The organism is Streptomyces sp. NBC_01304 (assembly GCF_035975855.1).
Lineage (GTDB): Bacteria > Actinomycetota > Actinomycetes > Streptomycetales > Streptomycetaceae > Streptomyces.
Genome location: NZ_CP109055.1, coordinates 1,677,297 through 1,694,695, shown reverse-complemented (window position 1 = coordinate 1,694,695; position 17,399 = coordinate 1,677,297). Strand labels below are relative to the sequence as shown.

15 protein-coding genes are annotated in these 17,399 nt (G+C 69.9%); 5 read left to right on the top strand and 10 right to left on the bottom strand.

Going from position 1 to position 17,399, the window contains the following annotated elements:
• Window positions 1-361: 361 nt before the first annotated feature.
• From OG430_RS07480 to xdhC, 3 genes are read left to right on the top strand one after another with little or no spacing between them, the layout of a single operon-like run.
• Window positions 362-1,846 (top strand): xanthine dehydrogenase small subunit, encoded by a 1,485-nt coding sequence (locus OG430_RS07480; protein WP_327351627.1) that lies wholly within the window; start codon window positions 362-364, stop codon window positions 1,844-1,846.
• Entirely contained in the window at window positions 1,843-4,305 is a 2,463-nt protein-coding gene (gene xdhB / locus OG430_RS07475; protein WP_327351626.1) for a xanthine dehydrogenase molybdopterin binding subunit, read from the top strand. Before OG430_RS07480 ends, xdhB begins: the two co-directional genes overlap by 4 nt.
• 1 nt (window position 4,306) lies before the next feature.
• Entirely contained in the window at window positions 4,307-5,116 is an 810-nt protein-coding gene (gene xdhC, locus OG430_RS07470; RefSeq protein ID WP_327358992.1) for a xanthine dehydrogenase accessory protein XdhC, read from the top strand.
• Window positions 5,117-5,237: 121 nt separating this feature from the next.
• On the opposite strand, the gene cydB is transcribed toward xdhC, so the two are convergent.
• From cydB to OG430_RS07455, 3 genes are all read right to left on the bottom strand, one after another.
• The gene (gene cydB, locus OG430_RS07465) at window positions 5,238-6,269 is read right to left on the bottom strand and encodes a cytochrome d ubiquinol oxidase subunit II (protein WP_327351625.1); all 1,032 of its coding nucleotides are present in this window, start codon (window positions 6,267-6,269) and stop codon (window positions 5,238-5,240) included.
• A 68-nt stretch (window positions 6,270-6,337) separates the two neighbouring features.
• Window positions 6,338-7,873 (bottom strand): cytochrome ubiquinol oxidase subunit I, encoded by a 1,536-nt coding sequence (locus tag OG430_RS07460; RefSeq protein WP_327351624.1) that lies wholly within the window; start codon window positions 7,871-7,873, stop codon window positions 6,338-6,340.
• 12 nt (window positions 7,874-7,885) lie between these two features.
• Entirely contained in the window at window positions 7,886-9,055 is a 1,170-nt protein-coding gene (locus tag OG430_RS07455; protein WP_327351623.1) for a TDT family transporter, read from the bottom strand.
• Window positions 9,056-9,296: 241 nt separating this feature from the next.
• Here OG430_RS07455 and OG430_RS07450 point away from each other — a divergent pair, with 241 nt between their 5' ends.
• Window positions 9,297-9,476, top strand: a complete 180-nt coding sequence (locus OG430_RS07450; protein WP_327351622.1) for a hypothetical protein — start codon at window positions 9,297-9,299, stop codon at window positions 9,474-9,476.
• Between the two features lie 13 nt (window positions 9,477-9,489).
• Window positions 9,490-10,131: a disulfide bond formation protein B gene (locus OG430_RS07445; RefSeq protein ID WP_327351621.1), complete on the top strand. Its 642-nt coding sequence runs from the start codon at window positions 9,490-9,492 to the stop codon at window positions 10,129-10,131.
• Window positions 10,132-10,158: 27 nt separating this feature from the next.
• Here the strand turns inward: OG430_RS07445 and OG430_RS07440 are convergent, their stop codons facing one another.
• The 7 genes from OG430_RS07440 to OG430_RS07410 all read right to left on the bottom strand — a co-directional run bounded on the left by OG430_RS07440 (window position 10,159) and on the right by OG430_RS07410 (window position 17,243).
• Complete coding sequence (locus OG430_RS07440; RefSeq protein WP_327351620.1) at window positions 10,159-10,407, bottom strand: ferredoxin; 249 nt, start codon at window positions 10,405-10,407, stop codon at window positions 10,159-10,161.
• A gap of 37 nt (window positions 10,408-10,444) precedes the next feature.
• Window positions 10,445-11,632 (bottom strand): cytochrome P450, encoded by a 1,188-nt coding sequence (locus OG430_RS07435; protein WP_327351619.1) that lies wholly within the window; start codon window positions 11,630-11,632, stop codon window positions 10,445-10,447.
• 372 nt (window positions 11,633-12,004) lie between these two features.
• Window positions 12,005-12,919 (bottom strand): ABC transporter ATP-binding protein, encoded by a 915-nt coding sequence (locus OG430_RS07430; protein WP_327351618.1) that lies wholly within the window; start codon window positions 12,917-12,919, stop codon window positions 12,005-12,007.
• A gap of 32 nt (window positions 12,920-12,951) precedes the next feature.
• Window positions 12,952-13,710, bottom strand: coding sequence for an ABC transporter ATP-binding protein (locus OG430_RS07425; RefSeq protein WP_327351617.1), 759 nt, complete (start codon window positions 13,708-13,710; stop codon window positions 12,952-12,954).
• Entirely contained in the window at window positions 13,707-14,612 is a 906-nt protein-coding gene (locus tag OG430_RS07420; protein ID WP_327351616.1) for an ABC transporter permease, read from the bottom strand. Before OG430_RS07420 ends, OG430_RS07425 begins: the two co-directional genes overlap by 4 nt.
• Complete coding sequence (locus OG430_RS07415) at window positions 14,609-15,637, bottom strand: ABC transporter permease (RefSeq protein ID WP_327351615.1); 1,029 nt, start codon at window positions 15,635-15,637, stop codon at window positions 14,609-14,611. Before OG430_RS07415 ends, OG430_RS07420 begins: the two co-directional genes overlap by 4 nt.
• A gap of 37 nt (window positions 15,638-15,674) precedes the next feature.
• The gene (locus OG430_RS07410) at window positions 15,675-17,243 is read right to left on the bottom strand and encodes an ABC transporter substrate-binding protein (RefSeq protein WP_327351614.1); all 1,569 of its coding nucleotides are present in this window, start codon (window positions 17,241-17,243) and stop codon (window positions 15,675-15,677) included.
• Window positions 17,244-17,399 lie beyond the last annotated feature (156 nt).

Genomic DNA, 17,399 nt, shown 5'->3' with positions numbered 1-17,399 from the left:
AATGACCAAGGCCCACGGCTTGACCTGCGAGGTCTCGGCCAACTAGCTTGCGTTAAACGTTGACCCATAACTACCGAAAGGAGGCGACCAGCAGATGTACACCAGCTCTGATCTTGGTTGCCTCGCCCAGTGCACTGTCTGGGTCCCGGGTCGGATCGCGCACGGCTGCTGAGCAAGCCGTTCTGATGTGCCCGTCCACGGCATATTTCGGATCTCCCGCCATAACCTCCTTCGGCATAATTGATATGCGTGCCGATTTTGCGCCTGCTCCTCTCACGTGGCGCGTTTGAACACAGAAAGCTGCCTGAAAATTGGCGAACATGATGAATCGATCGCTCGCGCACGGAAACGAAGGTCTGTCATGACAGAGGCGCGGATTACGGTCAACGGAAAAGAAACCCCGATCTTCCCGTGTGCACCCCACACCACGGCGCTGGACTTCCTGCGCGACAACGGCCTCACCGGCACCAAGGAGGGCTGCGCCGAGGGTGAGTGCGGCGCCTGTTCGGTGCTGGTGGCCCGCCCCGGTGTGAACAAGCCCACCGACTGGGTCGCGGTCAACGCCTGCCTGGTCCCGGCTGCGGCGCTCGACGGCCAGGAGGTCATCACCTCCGAAGGCCTCGCCACCCCCGGTGCCGACGGCACGCCGGCCGCCCTGCACCCCGTGCAGGAGGAGATGGCCACCCGAGGTGGCTCCCAGTGCGGCTACTGCACCCCGGGCTTCATCTGCAGCATGGCCTCGGAGTACTACCGCTCCGACCGCTGCGAGCACGGCAACCCGCTGGACGGCGGTGACGACGCGGCCGAGGGCCACGACGCCGAGCACGGTCCGAACGGCTTCGACCTGCACTCGCTGAGCGGAAACCTGTGCCGCTGTACCGGCTACCGCCCGATCCGCGATGCCGCGTTCGCCGTCGGTGAGCCCACCGACGAGGACCCCCTCGCACAGCGCCGCGACGAGGAGCCGCCCGCCCCGGTGGCCACCGAGTACACCCAGGACGGCAAGACGTTCCTGCGGAAGAACACCCTCGCCGAGACACTGCAGGTACTGCGCGAGCGTCCCGACGCGGTCGTCGTCGCCGGCTCCACCGACTTCGGCGTCGAGGTCAACATCCGCTCCCGCCGGGCCGACTGCGTGGTCGCCATCGACCGGCTGCCGGAACTCCGGGAGCTGCGCCTCGAGGCCGACCACATCGAGATCGGCGCGGCCCTGACGCTCACCGAGATCGAGCGCAAGCTCGACGGCGACGTCCCGCTGCTCGCCGAGCTGTTCCCGCAGTTCGCCTCCCGGCTCATCCGCAACGGTGCGACCTTCGGCGGCAACCTCGGTACCGGCTCGCCCATCGGCGACAGCCCGCCGGTGCTGCTCGCGCTCGAGGCGTCGCTCGTGCTCGCCGACGTCGACGGTGAGCGCGTGGTCCCGCTGGCCGACTACTTCACCGGATACCGGCAGAGCGTGCGCCGTCCCGGCGAGCTGATCCGCGCGGTGCGCATCCCGCTGCCGCTGGCTCCGGTCACGGCCTTCCACAAGATTGCCAAGCGTCGCTTCGACGACATCTCCAGCGTCGCCGTCGGTTTCGCCCTCGTCATCGAGGACGGCATCGTCCGCAAGGCGCGCATCGGCCTGGGTGGCGTCGCCGCCACCCCGATCCGCGCGCTCGCCACCGAGGCGGCCCTGGAGGGCAAGCCCTGGTCGGAGGAGACTGTAGAGGCAGCGGCACGAGTGCTGCGGGGCGAGGGAACGCCGATGGACGACCATCGCGCCAGCTCCCTCTACCGTTCCGCGATGCTCGGCCAGAGCCTGAAGAAGCTGCACGCACAGACCACCGAGGCGGTGTCGTCATGAGTCATCTTTCCGAGCTCCCCGAGAAGCCCGTAGTCGGCGTCTCGATGCCGCACGAGAGTGCCTACCAGCACGTCACCGGCACCGCGCTCTACACCGACGACCTGGTCCAGCGGACCAAGGACGTGCTGCACCTGTACCCGGTGCAGGTCATGAAGGCCCGCGGCAAGGTCACCGCGCTGCGCACCAAGGCCGCGCTCGCCGTGCCCGGCGTGGTCCGCGTGCTGACCGGTGCCGACGTGCCCGGCGTCAACGACGCCGGCATGAAGCACGACGAGCCGCTCTTCCCCGACGAGGTCATGTTCCACGGCCACGCGGTGGCCTGGGTGCTCGGCGAGACCCTGGAAGCGGCCCGGCTCGGCGCCGCGGCCGTCGAGGTGGACCTCGAGGAACTGCCCTCCCTGGTCTCGCTGCAGGACGCGATGGCGGCCGAGAGCTACCACGGCGCCCGGCCGAACATGGTGCACGGCGACGTCGACGCGGGCTTCGCCGAGTCCGCGCACGTGTTCTCCGGTGAGTTCCAGTTCGCCGGTCAGGAGCACTTCTACCTCGAGACCCACGCGGCCCTCGCGCTGGTCGACGAGAACGAGCAGATCTTCATCCAGAGCAGCACCCAGCACCCCTCGGAGACCCAGGAAATCGTCTCCCACGTGCTGGGCGTGCCCTCGCACGAGATCACCGTGCAGTGCCTGCGGATGGGCGGCGGCTTCGGCGGCAAGGAGATGCAGCCGCACGGGTTCGCGGCCATCGCCGCGCTCGGCGCCAAGCTCACCGGCCGTCCGGTCCGGTTCCGGCTCAACCGGACCCAGGACCTGACCATGTCCGGCAAGCGGCACGGCTTCCACGCCAAGTGGAAGATCGGCTTCGACGCCGAGGGCCGTATCCAGGCCCTCGACGCCACCCTGGTCGCCGACGGCGGCTGGAGCCTGGACCTCTCCGAGCCGGTCCTCGCCCGTGCGCTGTGCCACATCGACAACACGTACTGGATCCCCAACGCCCGGGTGAACGGTCTGATCGCCAAGACCAACACGGTCTCCAACACCGCGTTCCGCGGCTTCGGCGGACCGCAGGGCATGATCGTGATCGAGGACATCCTCGGCCGCTGCGCGCCGCAGCTGGGCCTCGACGCGATGGACCTGCGCGAGCGCAACTTCTACCAGCCGGGCCAGGGCCAGACCACGCCGTACGGCCAGCCCGTCACCCAGGCCGACCGGATCTCCGCCGTCTGGGAGCAGGTCAAGGAGGACGCCGGCATCGCGGAGCGCAAGCGCGAGATCGCCGCCTTCAACGCCGCGCACCCGAACACCAAGCGGGCCCTCGCGATCACCGGCATCAAGTTCGGCATCTCGTTCAACCTCACCGCCTTCAACCAGGGCGGCGCCCTCGTACTGATCTACAAGGACGGCTCCGTCCTGATCAACCACGGCGGCACCGAGATGGGCCAGGGCCTGCACACCAAGATGATGCAGGTGGCCGCGACCACGCTGGGCATCCCGCTGCACAAGGTCCGCCTCGCCCCGACGCGTACCGACAAGGTGCCCAACACCTCCGCCACGGCGGCCAGTTCGGGCGCGGACCTCAACGGCGGCGCGATCAAGAACGCCTGTGAGCAGCTGCGCGAGCGGCTCCTGCAGGTGGCCGGTACCCAGCTGGGCGGGAACGCCTCCGACGTGCGCATCGTCGAGGGCGTCGCACGCGTCCTGGGCAGCGACAAGGAGCTGGCCTGGGACGACCTGGTGCGCACCGCGTACTTCCAGCGCGTCCAGCTCTCCGCGTCCGGCTACTACCGGACCGAGGGCCTGCACTGGGACGCGAAGTCTTTCCGCGGCTCGCCGTTCAAGTACTTCTCCAACGGTGCCGCGGCGACGGAGGTGGAGGTCGACGGGTTCACCGGCGCCTACCGCATCCGCCGGGTGGACATCGTGCACGACGTCGGCGACAGCCTCTCCCCGATGATCGACATCGGTCAGGTCGAGGGCGGCTTCGTCCAGGGCGCGGGCTGGCTCACGCTCGAGGACCTGCGCTGGGACACCGGCGACGGCCCCCACCGCGGCCGGCTGCAGACCCAGGCGGCCAGCACGTACAAGCTGCCGAGCTTCTCGGAGATGCCCGAGGAGTTCAACGTCACGCTCATGGAGAACGCCACCGAAGAGGGCGCCGTCTACGGCTCCAAGGCGGTCGGCGAGCCCCCGCTGATGCTGGCGTTCTCGGTGCGCGAGGCGCTGCGGCAGGCCGCCGCCGCGTTCGGGCCTGCCGGGGTCAGTGTCGACCTGGCCTCGCCCGCGACGCCGGAAGCGATGTTCTGGGCGATCGAGGCCGCTCGCGAGAGCGTCGCGTCCCAGAACGGTCAGGTCACCAACGGGTTTGCCGCGAACGGCCACTCGGCGAACGGCCACTCTGCCAACGGCAACGCGGCCAACGGCAAGGTCCGTACCGACTCAGAAGCATTGAGCGGTGCCTGACATGACATGGATCGCCGCGGTCGCACGGTTGCGGGCACGCCGGGAGTTCGGCGTACTCGTCACCGTCGCGACCGTGCGCGGTCATGCCCCGCGCGACGCCGGTGCGAAGCTCGTCGTGGGGCAGAGCCAGACATGGGGCTCGATCGGTGGCGGCAACTGCGAGGCCGTCGCGATCGACCGGGCCAGGGAGATGATCGCCGTGGCCAAGTCGGAGCCGGAGCTGATCGATTTCGCCCTGAACGACAAGGTGAACAACCAGCACGGAGTGCAGTGCTGCGGCGGCACGATCTCGGTGCTGCTCGAACCACTGCCGGTGGTACGGGCGGTGGCGGTCTTCGGTCTCGGGCACGTGGGGCTCGAACTGGCCCGCATCCTGGCCCGTCAGGACATCGATCTCCATCTGATCGACAGCCGCGCCGAAATGCTCGCCAAGGAGCGGCTCGACGTCCTGTCGGACTCGGCGGCGCAGGTGCACGTGCACCACACGCCGCTGCTGCCCGAGGAGGTCCTGGAGGAGTTGCCGCGCGGCACCCACGTCCTGATCATGACCCATGATCACGCCGAGGATGCCGCCCTGTGCGACGCCGCCCTGCGCTCGTCCCATCTCGGTTCCATCGGCCTGATCGGGTCGGCGGCCAAGTGGGTGCGGTTCCGCAAGCGCCTGTCCACCGAGGGCGGGCACGACGACGCCACCATCGACCGGATCAAGACCCCGATCGGGCTTGCCGACATCACCGGCAAGGAGCCCGCGACGATCGCCGTGAGCGTCGCCGCCGATCTGCTGCGTGCCTTCGAGAACGAGGCGGACTGAACCGGGGTCCCCTCGCACCGACGGACCGAAAGGGTGCCCCGCGCCCGTGCCGACGCACGGATGCGGGGCACCCTTTCGCATGGAGAAGGTGTACGTACGTCATGGAGCAGGCGTACGCACGTCACCGCGTGGCGCCGCCCCCGACCGGGCGTTCGGCCTCGGCCCGGTCGCCGCTCACGCGCCTGCGGAACACCCAGTACGTCCATGCCTGGTACGCGATCACCACCGGTGCCATGAACGCCGCGACCCACGTGAGGATCGTCAGGGTGTGGTCGCTCGACGCCGCGCCCGTGACCGTCAGGCCCCACGCCGGCTGCAGGGACGACGGCAGGACGACGGGGAACAGCGCGAGGAACGTGGAGGCGACCACGCCGACCACCGCCACGCCGGAGAGGGCGAACGCCCAGCCGTCCCTTGCCCGTTCATTGAGTTCACCGGCGAGGAACAGCGCCGCACCCACGACGCCCGCCACGATCAACGTCCAGTCCCCTCGGCCGTCCATGTGGTGGTGGATCCAGAAGAGGAAGCCCAGCGTCACGAGCCCGGTCGGGCCGCCCAGCTTGCGGGCCAGACCCCGTGCCCGGTCCCGTACGGCGCCGCTCGTCTTCAGGGCCGCGAAGAGCGCGCCGTGGAAGGTGAACAACAGCAGCGTGACGAGAGCGCCGAGGGCGGCGTACGGGTTCAGCAGGTCGAGGACGGTGCCGGCGAAGTTCCCGTTCGCGTCGATCGGCACCCCGTGCACCATGTCGGCGAGGATGCCGCCCCACAGCAGCGCACTCCCCAGCGAGGACCAGAAGACACAGCGGTCACAGGTGCGGCGCCAGCGGGCGTCGTCCCGCTTCGCGCGGTACTCGATCGCGACGCCGCGGACGATCAGGCAGACCAGCACCGCCAGAATCGGCAGGTAGAAGCCGCTGCACAGCGTGGCGTACCAGTCCGGGAAGGCCGCGAAGGTGGCCCCGACGGCGGTCAGCATCCAGACCTCGTTGCCGTCCCAGACCGGGCCGATGGTGGCGAGGAGCACGCCACGCTCGTGCTCGTCCCGGGCGAGGAGCCGGGTCAGCACGCCGATGCCGAAGTCGAAGCCTTCCAGGAAGAAGTAGCCCGCCCACAGGAAGGCGATCAACACGAACCAGACGTCGTGGAGTTGCATGGTGATGAGGTGTTCCCGTCGGTACGTCAGTACGTGGATGCGGCGTCGTTCGATGTGCGCGCGTCGCGTCAGTAGGTGAAGTGCCCGGCCGCCTGCGGCACTTCTGATCCCTGTGCGTCCGGCTCCTCGATCTGCGGCCCGGCCTTGGCGTAGCGGGCCATGAGGCGGACCTCGACGACCGCGAGTGCCGCGTACAGCAGGGTGAAGACGGTCAGGGACGTGATGACCGACGCGGTCGAGACGCTCGGCGAGACCGCGTCCCTCGTCTTCATCAGGCCGTTGACGACCCAGGGCTGGCGGCCCATCTCGGTGAAGATCCAGCCGAACGCGTCGGCGACGAGCGGGCAGCCCATGGTGAGGATGCCGATGCGCCAGAACAACTTCGTGGGCAGGGCGCCGAGTTCGCGCCGCTTGGTGAGGGCGAGGCGGGGCACCTCCTCGTCGCCCGTGCGCAGATCCGCAGCGAGCCACCGCTTCTTCCTGGTCAGCCACAGGCCGGCCGCGCCCGCGACGCAGGACACCATGCCGAAGCCGATCATCAGCCGGAACGCCCAGAAGGTCATGAAGATGCTGGGGATGTAGTCCTTGGGCTCGCCGCCGTAGCGGGCGGCCTCCTTGGCGGCGATGTCCTTGATGCCGGGAACGGGGTCCGTGAAGTTGTCGTGGGCGAGGAAGGAGAGGACGCCGGGGACCTCGATGGCGACGTCGTTGCGGCTCTCGTCGAGATCGCCGACCGCGAAGACGGAGAACGGCGCGGGCGCCCGGGTGTCCCACAGTGCCTCGGCCGCGGCCATCTTCATCGGCTGCTGCTTGAACATGACCTTGCCGAGGCTGTCGCCGCTGAGGGCGGTGGCGGCTCCGGCGACGACCGCGAGGGTGAGGCCGAGGCGCAGCGACGTACGCATCACGGCGGTCTGCTTGCCTTGCACAGGGCCGGGCGCGGCGCCGGATGTCCGGGCGCGCTTGGTGCGCCACAGGTGGTACGAGGCGATGCCGACGACGAACGCCCCGCCGGTCAGGAAGGAGGAGCTGAGCGTGTGCCAGGCGTTGACGAGCAGGGTCTGCTGCGTCAACACGGCCCACATGTCGTCCAGTTGGGCCTTACCGGTGGCCTTGTCCAGGTGGTAGCCGACCGGGTGCTGCATCCAGGAGTTGGCGGCGAGGATGAAGTAGGAGGAGAGGATCGTGCCGAGCGACACCAGCCAGATGCACGCGCAGTGCACCTTCTTGGGCAGCTTGTCCCAGCCGAAGATCCACAGGCCGATGAAGGTCGACTCCAGGAAGAAGGCGATCAGGGCCTCGAAGGCGAGCGGGGCGCCGAAGATGTCGCCGACGAACTTCGAGTAGTCCGACCAGTTCATGCCGAACTGGAATTCCTGCACGATGCCGGTGACCACGCCGAGCGCGATATTGATGAGGAAGAGCTTTCCCCAGAACTTCGTGGCGTGGCGGTACTTCTCCTTGCCGGTCCGCACCCAGGCGGTCTCCAGGCCCGCCGTGATCGCGGCGAGCGAGATGGTCAGCGGGACGAAGAGGAAGTGGTAGACGGTGGTGATGCCGAACTGCCACCGGGCCATGGTCTCGGGTGCCAGGGCGAGTTGCACGCCGGACCCCCGCTACTTCGCTGCGGCGACGGCGGGTGCGGCGGCAGGGACCGGCGGTGGCAGGAAGAGGGTGCCGCGCAGGGCGCCGCAGGCGGTACGTATCGCCACCGCGGCCCAGGCCACGACGAGCAGCGCGTACAGCGCCACCGCGGCCACGGTGAACAACTCGGCGCCGGTGCGCGCGGCAAGCCCGATGCTGCCGGTGACGCAGGTGCCGACCGGGAAGGTGAAGCCCCACCAGGTCAGGTTGAAGGGCAGCCCACCATGGCGGGCGGTACGGATCGTGACCGCGGCGGCGAGCACCAGCCAGAGCATCGCGAAGCCCCAGGTCACCACGCCGAACAGCTCGGCGAACACCGCCATGCCCTGGGCGTAGCGGGCAGGCAGCACACCGGGTGCCACATTGGCGAGCAGCCCGGCGGCGGTGACCGACTGCCCCAGCGGGCCGAGCACGATCCACAGCGTGGGCACGGTGCCGGCGGCCGGCATCTCGTGGTGCATCAGGCGCGAGTAGATCATGTTGATCACGAGGAACGCGGCGATGAGGCTGATGCCGAACATCGCGAAGCAGGCCAGGATCATGGTGAGCCGCAGCTGGCCGGGCGGGGTGTGCGGAATGAGCAGCGCGCCCATCGCGGCGGAGACCATCGGCGGCACGATGGGCATCAGCCAGCCGCCGAACGCCGCGTCGGGCGCCATCCTGTGACGGGTGATCATGCGGTACGGGACGGCGAAGGCGCAGATCAGACCGAGCACCGTACCGGCCGACCACAAGGCCCAGTCGACGGCGACGGCCGCGTCCAGCCCGATCCAGTCCTTGCCGAGCAGCAGGGTGCCGGCGCCGATGGTCATCAGGGCCATCGGCGGGGCGCCGTAGAACTGCGACATCACGGGATTGCTGCCGTGCGCACGGGCGTTGGCGCCGTACCGGGCCCAGTGGATGCCCCAGGCGGTGACCATCGCGAGCAGAAGCAGCGCGGCACCGGCCCAGACCACCGTGGCGGCGGTGCGCAGCCCCGGGAACTGGAGCGGCAGGGTCGCGGCGGCGTTCGCCACGATGCCGGTGCCCATCACGGAGGCGAACCAGTTCGGACCCAGGTGACGGAAGACGTCGCCGGGCTCGTCGAGGTCGCGCAGCAGGCGGCGCTGCGCGGGGGCGGAGGGTGCGGTCACGGTGCTCATGCCGCAACCATCGGGCCCACGCTGGTGGCCGGGTAGAGGTGCCGGACCAATGACCCCATAGGCCCGCCTTATGCCCCAGGCAGCAGCCCCGCCCCAAGCCCGAGGCATCAGCCCCGCCCCAGGTCCCAGGCATCCGCACCGCCTCATGCCCCAGGCATCAAGCGAGCTTATGGGTACATCACTACGCGACCGCTACCGGCGCGTAACCGCCGGACGGAGGGTGAAGCCACCAACCCCTCCGATGAAGCAGGGACCTGAGATGTACACCCTCCTCTTCCTCCTGATCGCACTGTGCGTGTTCGCGGTGCTCCGCGACTGGTCGCACCGGGCTCGGATGCTGCTGTGGTCCGGGACGCTGGCCCTCACGGTCCTGGCACTCCTGCCGCACATCCTGAACCACACCTTCCACCTGGCTCTGTGAGGAAGAACCCCCGATGATCACCATGACCACCACCACCTTGAACCCCGAAGCCCCCGCCTCGGCCGGGCTCTCCAACAAGCTCGGGCTGATCTTCGCCAATCTGTACGTCCTCGGGATGTGCGGCACCATCGGCGGCGCGTACGTCTTCCAGTTCGCTCTCTGGGAGTACCCCTGCCCGATGTGCCTGCTGCAGCGCATGTTCTTGCTGATCAGCGCGCTCGGCCCGGCCTACATCGTGCACCGCTCCCGCAAGGGCGCCGTCACCACCAAGGAGTTCGCCACCGGCTGGGGCATGGCGATCGTGGCCGCCCTGCTCGGCAGCACCGCCTCGATCACCCAGGTCCTGATGCACATCGTGCCGCCGGACGCGGGGTACGCCGGCGCCCTGTTCGGCCTGCACCTGTACACCTGGGCCGCGATCACCTTCGGCGTCGCCGTGCTGGCCGCGGGCGTCAACCTCGTCCTGACCCAGGAGGCCCAGCCCCTGGACGCCGCCGCCGACTCTCCCGTCCTGCGCGGCCTCGGCGCCGTCACCCTCGCCGTGCTGGTCTTCTTCGCGGTCAGCAACCTGGTGGCCTGCTTCTTCCTGCAGGGCCTGCACTGGCAGATGCCGGGCGACCCGACCAGTTACGCCTTCTTCGCCGACCTCTTCTGAGCGACTCGACCCGGTGTGCCGAGAGATTCACCCGGGAGCCCGACCGCTGTCCCCGGCGGTCGGGCTCCCGTCGGTCGGGCTCCCGTCTGGCTCCGTACTGATGGCGTGCACCGGACAGGCGCGCACCGCCTCCCGCACCAGGGGATCCCCGCCGCCGTCCGCACGGCCCGGAAGGATCTCGCTGAATCCGTCGTCGTCCTGGGTGAAGACGCCGGGAGCGGTGAGCGCGCACATGCCGGCGCCGATGCACCGCTCCTTGTCGACGTGGACCTGCACGTCCCTCTCCTCCTCTGTCTGCTGCCGTGGCCAACTGCTACCAGGTGACGGGGAGTTCGAGCATCCCCTGCAAGGTGTCGCCCGGTTTGAAGGGGATCTCCTGCGCGGGCACCGCGAGGGCGAGTCCCGGCAGGCGCCGGAACAGTGTCCGCAGGGCGATCTCGATCTCCGCGCGGGCGAGGTTCTGGCCCAGGCGCTGGTGAATGCCGAATCCGAAGGCGAGGTGGTGGCGGGCGGGCCGGTGCCAGTCGAGGCTCTCGGGGGCGTCGTACACCTCGGCGTCGCGGTTGATGAGGGAGGTGGCGAAGACGACTCCGTCACCGGCCCGGATGGTGTTGCCGGCGATTGAGATGTCGTCTTTGGCGACGCGCAGCATGCCGTCCGCGATGGACAGGAAACGCAGCAACTCCTCGACCGCGGGCGGCATTAGCGTCTGCTCAGCACGCAGTTCTGCGAGCCGCCGCGGGTGCTGGAGGAGCGTGAACGTACCGAGGGAGAGCATGTTGGCGGTCGTCTCGTGCCCGGCGACCAGCAGGATCGTGGCCAGGCGGACGACCTCCTCGCGCTCGGCCGCGCCCGTCACCAGGTGCTCCTGAATGAGGTCGTCGAGGAGCCCGTCGCCGGGGTCGCGCAGCTTGCGGTCGATCAACGAGTGGAAGTAGCCCTGCAGTTCGTCCCGTGCCCGCTCCACGTCCTCGGCGCCCGGGCCGCGCAGCAGGCGGCGTGACTGCTCCTCGAAGAAGTCGTGATCGGCGTACGGCACACCGAGCAGGGCGCAGATCACCATGGACGGAACCGGCAGCGCGAACGACTCGACCAGCTCGGCCGGCGGCCCCTGCGCCTCCATCGCGTCCAGGAGCCGGTCGACCGTCTCCTGGATCCGGGGGCGCAGCGCGTTGATGCGCTTGACCGAGAAGCTGGGGATCAGCAGCCGGCGCTGCTCGTTGTGCTCGGGGTCGTCGACACCGAGCAGGGCGGTACGCCGGTCGCGCAGAGCGGCGAATCGCGCGGTGGGCGCGGGGAAGGCCGCGTTGCGGCGGTCGCTGGACAGCCGTTGGTCGGCGAGCAGTTCACGGGCCGCGGCGTGCCCGGTGACCGCCCACACGCTGCGGCCGTCGAAGAACGTGACCTGGCTCAGGGGGTGTTGTGCGCGCAGCGGTTCGTAGGCTGTCGGCGGGTGATAGGGGCACGTACGGTCCTGGGGGAATGCAACGGCTTCTGTCATCGAAGACCTCACAAGCTGATGGCTTCGCCTCTCACCAGCCATTGGATGCCTGGGGCGCCTATTTGGTCCACGGGAACACCGGCCAGATCACCGGGGCCGGTACGTGACCGGTTTGCCGCCCTTCGCATGAGGCACGACCGGCTTGCTCCCGCTGCGGCACGGTGTCGCCGGGGGTGCACGCGGTCCGGCGAGTGGACGAGGGCGGCTTGATCGCCGCATAAACGCAGGCCGGAATGGATCGCTCCGTGACCCTTACGCCGCTGTCCGGGCGGGCGCGGATCCGCCGGGCCTCCTTGCCCTGAGGGCCCCGAGGGCCCTGCGGCGTGGCTCGGCGGCGGCATCGGCAGGGGGTCCTGCGCTGCCGCCGTACGGTCACGAGGGTGCGTGGAGCCAGCATGCGGCCGGGCCGAAGTCGGGTTCCTGCACACGGCAGAGGTCCATCGCGTGCGGGCAGCGGGGGTGGAAGCGGCAGCCCGGTGGCGGGTCGGCCGGGTCGGGGACGTCGCCGGCGAGTTCGGCGGGCAGGGTGCCGAGGCCGTCGGGGTGCGGGATGGCCCGCAAGAGGGCCTGGGTGTACGGGTGTTGGGGCGAGTCCCAGACCGTCGCGGTCTCGCCGACTTCGACGATCTTGCCGAGGTACATGACCGCGATCCGGTCGGCGATCAGCCGGACCACGGACAGGTCGTGGCTGATGAAGAGCAGCCCGGCGCCCGCGTCCACGGCCAGGTCGCGCATCAGCGTGGCGACCTGGGACTGGGCGGAGGCGTCCAGGGCGGAGATGGGTTCGTCGCCGATCAGCAGCCGGGGCCGGGCGGCCAGCGCACGGGCGATGGCGACGCGCTGGCGCTGGCCGCCGGAGAGCTCGTGCGGGTGCCGGGCCGCGAACGAGCGGGGCAGGCCCACGCGTTCGAGCAGGTCGGCCGGGGTGCCGGGGTCGCCGCTGACGCGCAGGCCGTCGGCGATCTGGTCGCCGACGCGACGCCGCGGGTTCAGGGAGGCGTACGGGTCCTGGAAGACCATCTGGATGCCGGTCAGCTCCCTTCGCCGCAGGCCGAGCGGGGTGACCGGCCGGCCGTCGAACGTGAGGGAGCCGCCCGCCGTCGCGTGCAGCCCGCAGACGGCGCGGGCCAGCGTCGATTTGCCGCACCCCGACTCGCCCACCAGGCCCACGACTTCGCCCGGCGCGACGGTGAGAGAGGCGCCGGCGACCGCCCGGACGGCGGGCCGCCCGGGGGACCGGTGCTCGATGACCAGGTCGTCGATGCTGAGCAGAGTCTCGGCAGTCACGACAGAGTCGGCAGTCACGGCATTCTCGGTGGTCACGGCAGGGCCTCCAACAGTGAGCGGGTGTAAGGGTGCGAGGGCTCGCGCAGTACGGACTCCCGTGGGCCCGACTCCACGACCAGGCCGCCCTGCAGCACGCTCACCTCGTCGGCGATCGCCGACATGACGCCGAGGTCGTGGGTGATGAGCAGGATCGCGAGGCCGAGCTCGTCGCACAGACCGCGAAGCAGGCGCAGGATCCCGGCCTGCACGGTCACGTCGAGGGCGGTGGTGGGCTCGTCGGCGATGAGCACCTGCGGGTCGCAGGCCAGCGCCACCGCGATGGCGATGCGCTGGCGCATACCGCCGGAGAACTGGTGCGGATAGCGCCGCAACGCCTCCGCGGGGCCGGGAATGCGGACCTTGGCGAGGAGTTCCACGGCGCGCTCCCGCGCCTCGGCCCGGCCGAGACCCAGGTGCAGGCGCATGTGCTCGGTCAGTTGCCGGCCCACGCTCAGCATGGGGTGCAGGCTGGTGGACGGGTCCTGGAAGACCATCGCGACGTCGTTGCCGCGCACCCGGTTGAGCTCCTTGTCGGGCAGCCCGAGCAGGTCGCGCCCGGCCAGCTCGATCCGCCCGCTCGCCCGTGCCCCGTACGGCAGGAGCCCGAGGACGGCGAAGCCCGTCATGGTCTTGCCCGACCCGCTCTCGCCGGCCAGACCGTGCACCTGCCCCTTGCGCAGGGCGAGGTCGACGCCGGACAGGATCTGCGCGCCACGGATCGTCACCCGCAGATCGGTGATCGTGAGGGTCACAGGGCACGCTCCTTGACGCTGCGGGCAGTTCGGGGGTCCAGGGCGTCGCGCAGCGTGTCACCGAGGAAGTTGAACGCGAGGACCACCGTCAGGATCGCGAGCCCCGGGAACGTCGCCACCCACCAGCTGTCGAAGACCTCCACCCCCGAAGCCACCATCGCCCCCCACTCCGCGGACGGCGGCGTGGCACCCAGACCGAGGAACGACAGCCCCGACAGGAGCAGCAGTGCCGTACCGATGTCGAGCGTGGCGAGGACGAGGATCGGGCCCACCACGTTGGGCAGTACGTCCACCCGCAGCGAGCGCCACACCGAGAAGCCGAGCAGCCTCCCGCTGAGTACGTACTCCTGCTCGCGCACGGAAAGGACCAGGCCGCGGCCGACGCGTGCGTAGGACGCCCAGGCCACGACGAGCACGGCGAGGACCGCGTTGGTGAGGCTGGCGCCGAGCGCGGCCGCCACCACCATGGCCAGGATGATCGTCGGGAACGCGAACACGAGGTCCGCAAGCCGCATGATGGTCTCGTCCGCCCACCGGCCGAAGTATCCGGCGACCGCGCCCAGGAACCCGCCGATCAGCACGGACAGGGCGACCAGCAGCAGCGTCAGCGTGATCGACACGCGTGCGCCGTAAAGAACCCGGCTGAGGATGTCGCGCCCGAGCTGATCCGTGCCGAACCAGTGCCCGGGACCCGGCTCGGCGAGCCGGGGCAGCTCCTGGGCCAGGGGGTCGTGCGGTGCGAGGAGGGGCGCGGCGGCGGCGATCACCAGCCAGGCGAGGGCCAGCAACGCCCCGACGACGGCTTGCGGTCGGCGCCAGGCGTCGGGCAGTCGCCGCACCGCTGCGGGCAGTCGTTTCACCGTGCCGGGAAGCCGTCTGGTCGCGGCAGAAGTACGGCTCATCGCAGCCTCACCCGGGGGTCGATCACGCCGTACAGGACGTCCACGAGCAGGTTGATGGCCAGGTAGACACCGCTCACGACCAGGCCGACTCCCATGATGGCGGGCAGATCCAGCGCGGTGGCGCTCTTGAACGCGTACTGTCCGACGCCCTGCCACGCGAAGATCGCCTCGACAAGTACGGTGCCCGACAGGAGACTTCCGAACGCCAGCCCGGCCACCGTGATGATCGGCACCAGCGCCGAGCGCAGCACGTACCGGAAGAGGATCACCCGGCCGGGCAGCCCCTTGGCGCGGCCCGCACGGACGTAGTCCTGTCCGAGCACTTCGAGCACGGCACTGCGGGTGAAGCGGGTCAGCAGTCCGATCGTGTAGAGCGAGAGCACCAGGGCGGGCATGATCAGGTGGCCGAGCGCGCTGGAGAAGATGTCCCATCGGCCGGCCAGCGCCGCGTCCAGTGTGTGCAGTCCGGTGAGGGGCGGCGGAGCGCCGAGGCCGGGGTCCACGCGGCCGCTGCCCGGGGTGAGTTGCAGGCGGTAGAAGAAGACGTAGAACGCCAGGAGCGCCAGCCAGAACGTCGGCACCGAGACGCCGATCAGGCTCACCATCCGCAGGACGTGGTCGGCCAGGCGGTCCCGGCGCAGCGCGGCGATCAGGCCGAACGCCACGCCAAGCACCAGCGAGATGACGATCGCGGCGCCCGCCAGCTCCAGGGTCGCGGGCACGAACTCCGCCAGGTCCTCGCTCACCGGCCGGTGGGACTGCTGGCTCGTGCCCAGGTCGCCGTGGAGCAGGCCTTCCAGGAACACCAAGTACTGCTGCGGGAGCGGCTTGTCGAGCCCGTGCTCGGCCCGCCACTGCGCCACGGCCGCCGGGTCGTCGATCGCCCGCTGCCCCAGGTTCGCGGCTGCCGGGTCGCCGGGGACGAGGTTCGTCAGGACGAACGTCACCAGCGTGACGCCCCAGGCCAGCAGGAGCGCGACGAGCCCCCTGCGGATCAGGAATCGCAGCAGTGGCCGGCTGCGCACGCGTTTCGGTGTGGTTCCCGTGTCACTGGTCGCCATGTCACTTCACGCCGAGGTCGGCGAGGTCGACGGTCCACACCGGGTGGTAGGCGAGGCCGGTCACCGAGGCGGCCGTCACGATGTTCTGGCCGGGCTGGATGAGCGGGACGTACGGGCCCGAGTCGTTGAGCCGGGTCTGCAGATCGGCGAAGGCCTGCTTGCGCGCGTCGTCGCCGAGTGCGGTGGCCGCCTTGTCGCCCATGGCCTCCAACTCCTTGTCCGCGCCCGCCTTCCAGCCGAGGCGCAGACCCACCGGCTTGCCGGGCAGGAACACCAGGTAGCCGCTGGGGTCCGGGTGGTCCGGGCCCCAGTACCACAGGCCCATCTCCTCTTTGCCGTTGCGGTAGTTGTCCGCCGCGGTGGTCAGCGGGGTGGGCTTGAGGGCGACGGTGATGCCGACCTCCTTGAGGTTGGCCTGGACGCGCTCGGCCAGCGGTTGCAGGGACAGGCCGTTGACGGTGAGCTCGCTCGGATACTCCAGCTCCACCTTCGGGTCGGTGAGCCCGCTCGCCGCCAGCGCCGCCTTGGCTCCCGCGACGTCCCGCTTCGGCGCCTGCTCCGGCGGGAGCGCGCCGAGCAGTTGGGACGGGATGATGCCGGGCGCCTGCACCGAACCCTCGCCGGCCAGTTCGAGGAGGCCCTTGTAGTCGACGCCCTTGCGCACCGCCTCCGCGAACTTCGGGTTCGCGGTCGTCTTGCTGACCGCCTTGTTGCGGGTGGCGAACAGGAAGATCACGTTGGCCGACGCGGTCCGCTTCACCTGCAGCCCGGCGGGTGTGTTCCTGGCCTGGTCGCCGGAGAGGTTGAGGGCGATCTGGCTGTCGCCGCGCTGCACGTTGAGCTTCTGGGTCGCCGCCTCGACGTTGCGGATGACGACCTTGTCGTACGCGGGTTTGTCGCCGTAGTACTTCTTGTTCGCACGCAGCACCACCTGGTTGCTGACGTTGAAGGACTCGATGATGTACGGCCCCGAGCCGGCGGACGCCGAGTTGAGGTACTGCTCGGCCTTGTCCTTCGCGTCGGTGGTCGCGCCGTGCGCCTTGGCGACCTTGCTGTTGAGGATGCCGAGCACCGGGTTCGGCAGGATGTACGGCAGTGCGGGGTTGGGCGTCTTCGACGTCAGCGTGATCGTGGAGTCGTCGGTCTTGGCGACCTTCACCCCGTCGAGCAGGAACGACGGGTTGCCCTTGAGGTCGCGCAGCCGGGTCAGCGAGAAGACCACGTCGTCGGCGGTGAGCGGGGACCCGTCGCTGAACCTCGCCCCCGAACGGAGCTTGAGCGTAAGGACCTTGCCGTCGTCCGACAGTTCGTACGACTTGGCCAGGGCGGGCACCGGCTTGGTGACGTCGCCGCCGTCGAAGGTGAGCAGCGTGTCGTAGACCGCCTTGCCGATGAACAGGCCGGTCGCCTCGTACATCCGTCCCGGGTCGGCCGTCTTGAGGTCGAAGGACGTGTCGACGACGAGCGTCCTGCTGCCGGCCGACGGTGTGTCCGAGCCGCCGGCGGAGCAGGCCGACAGCGCCAGGGCGGTGGCCAACAGCAGGGCCGTCAAGTGGGTACGGGGCGCCATGAGAGGACCTCCAGGTCGGACGGCAGCGCGAGGCGGTTGGGTCGTGCGGGCCATGCAGGCCGTGCGGGGTGCGCAGGTGATGCAGGCCGTGCACGTCGGCGAAGTCATGAGAGCTGTGCAGGTCATGACGGGGTATCAGCGAACGCTAGGCCAGCT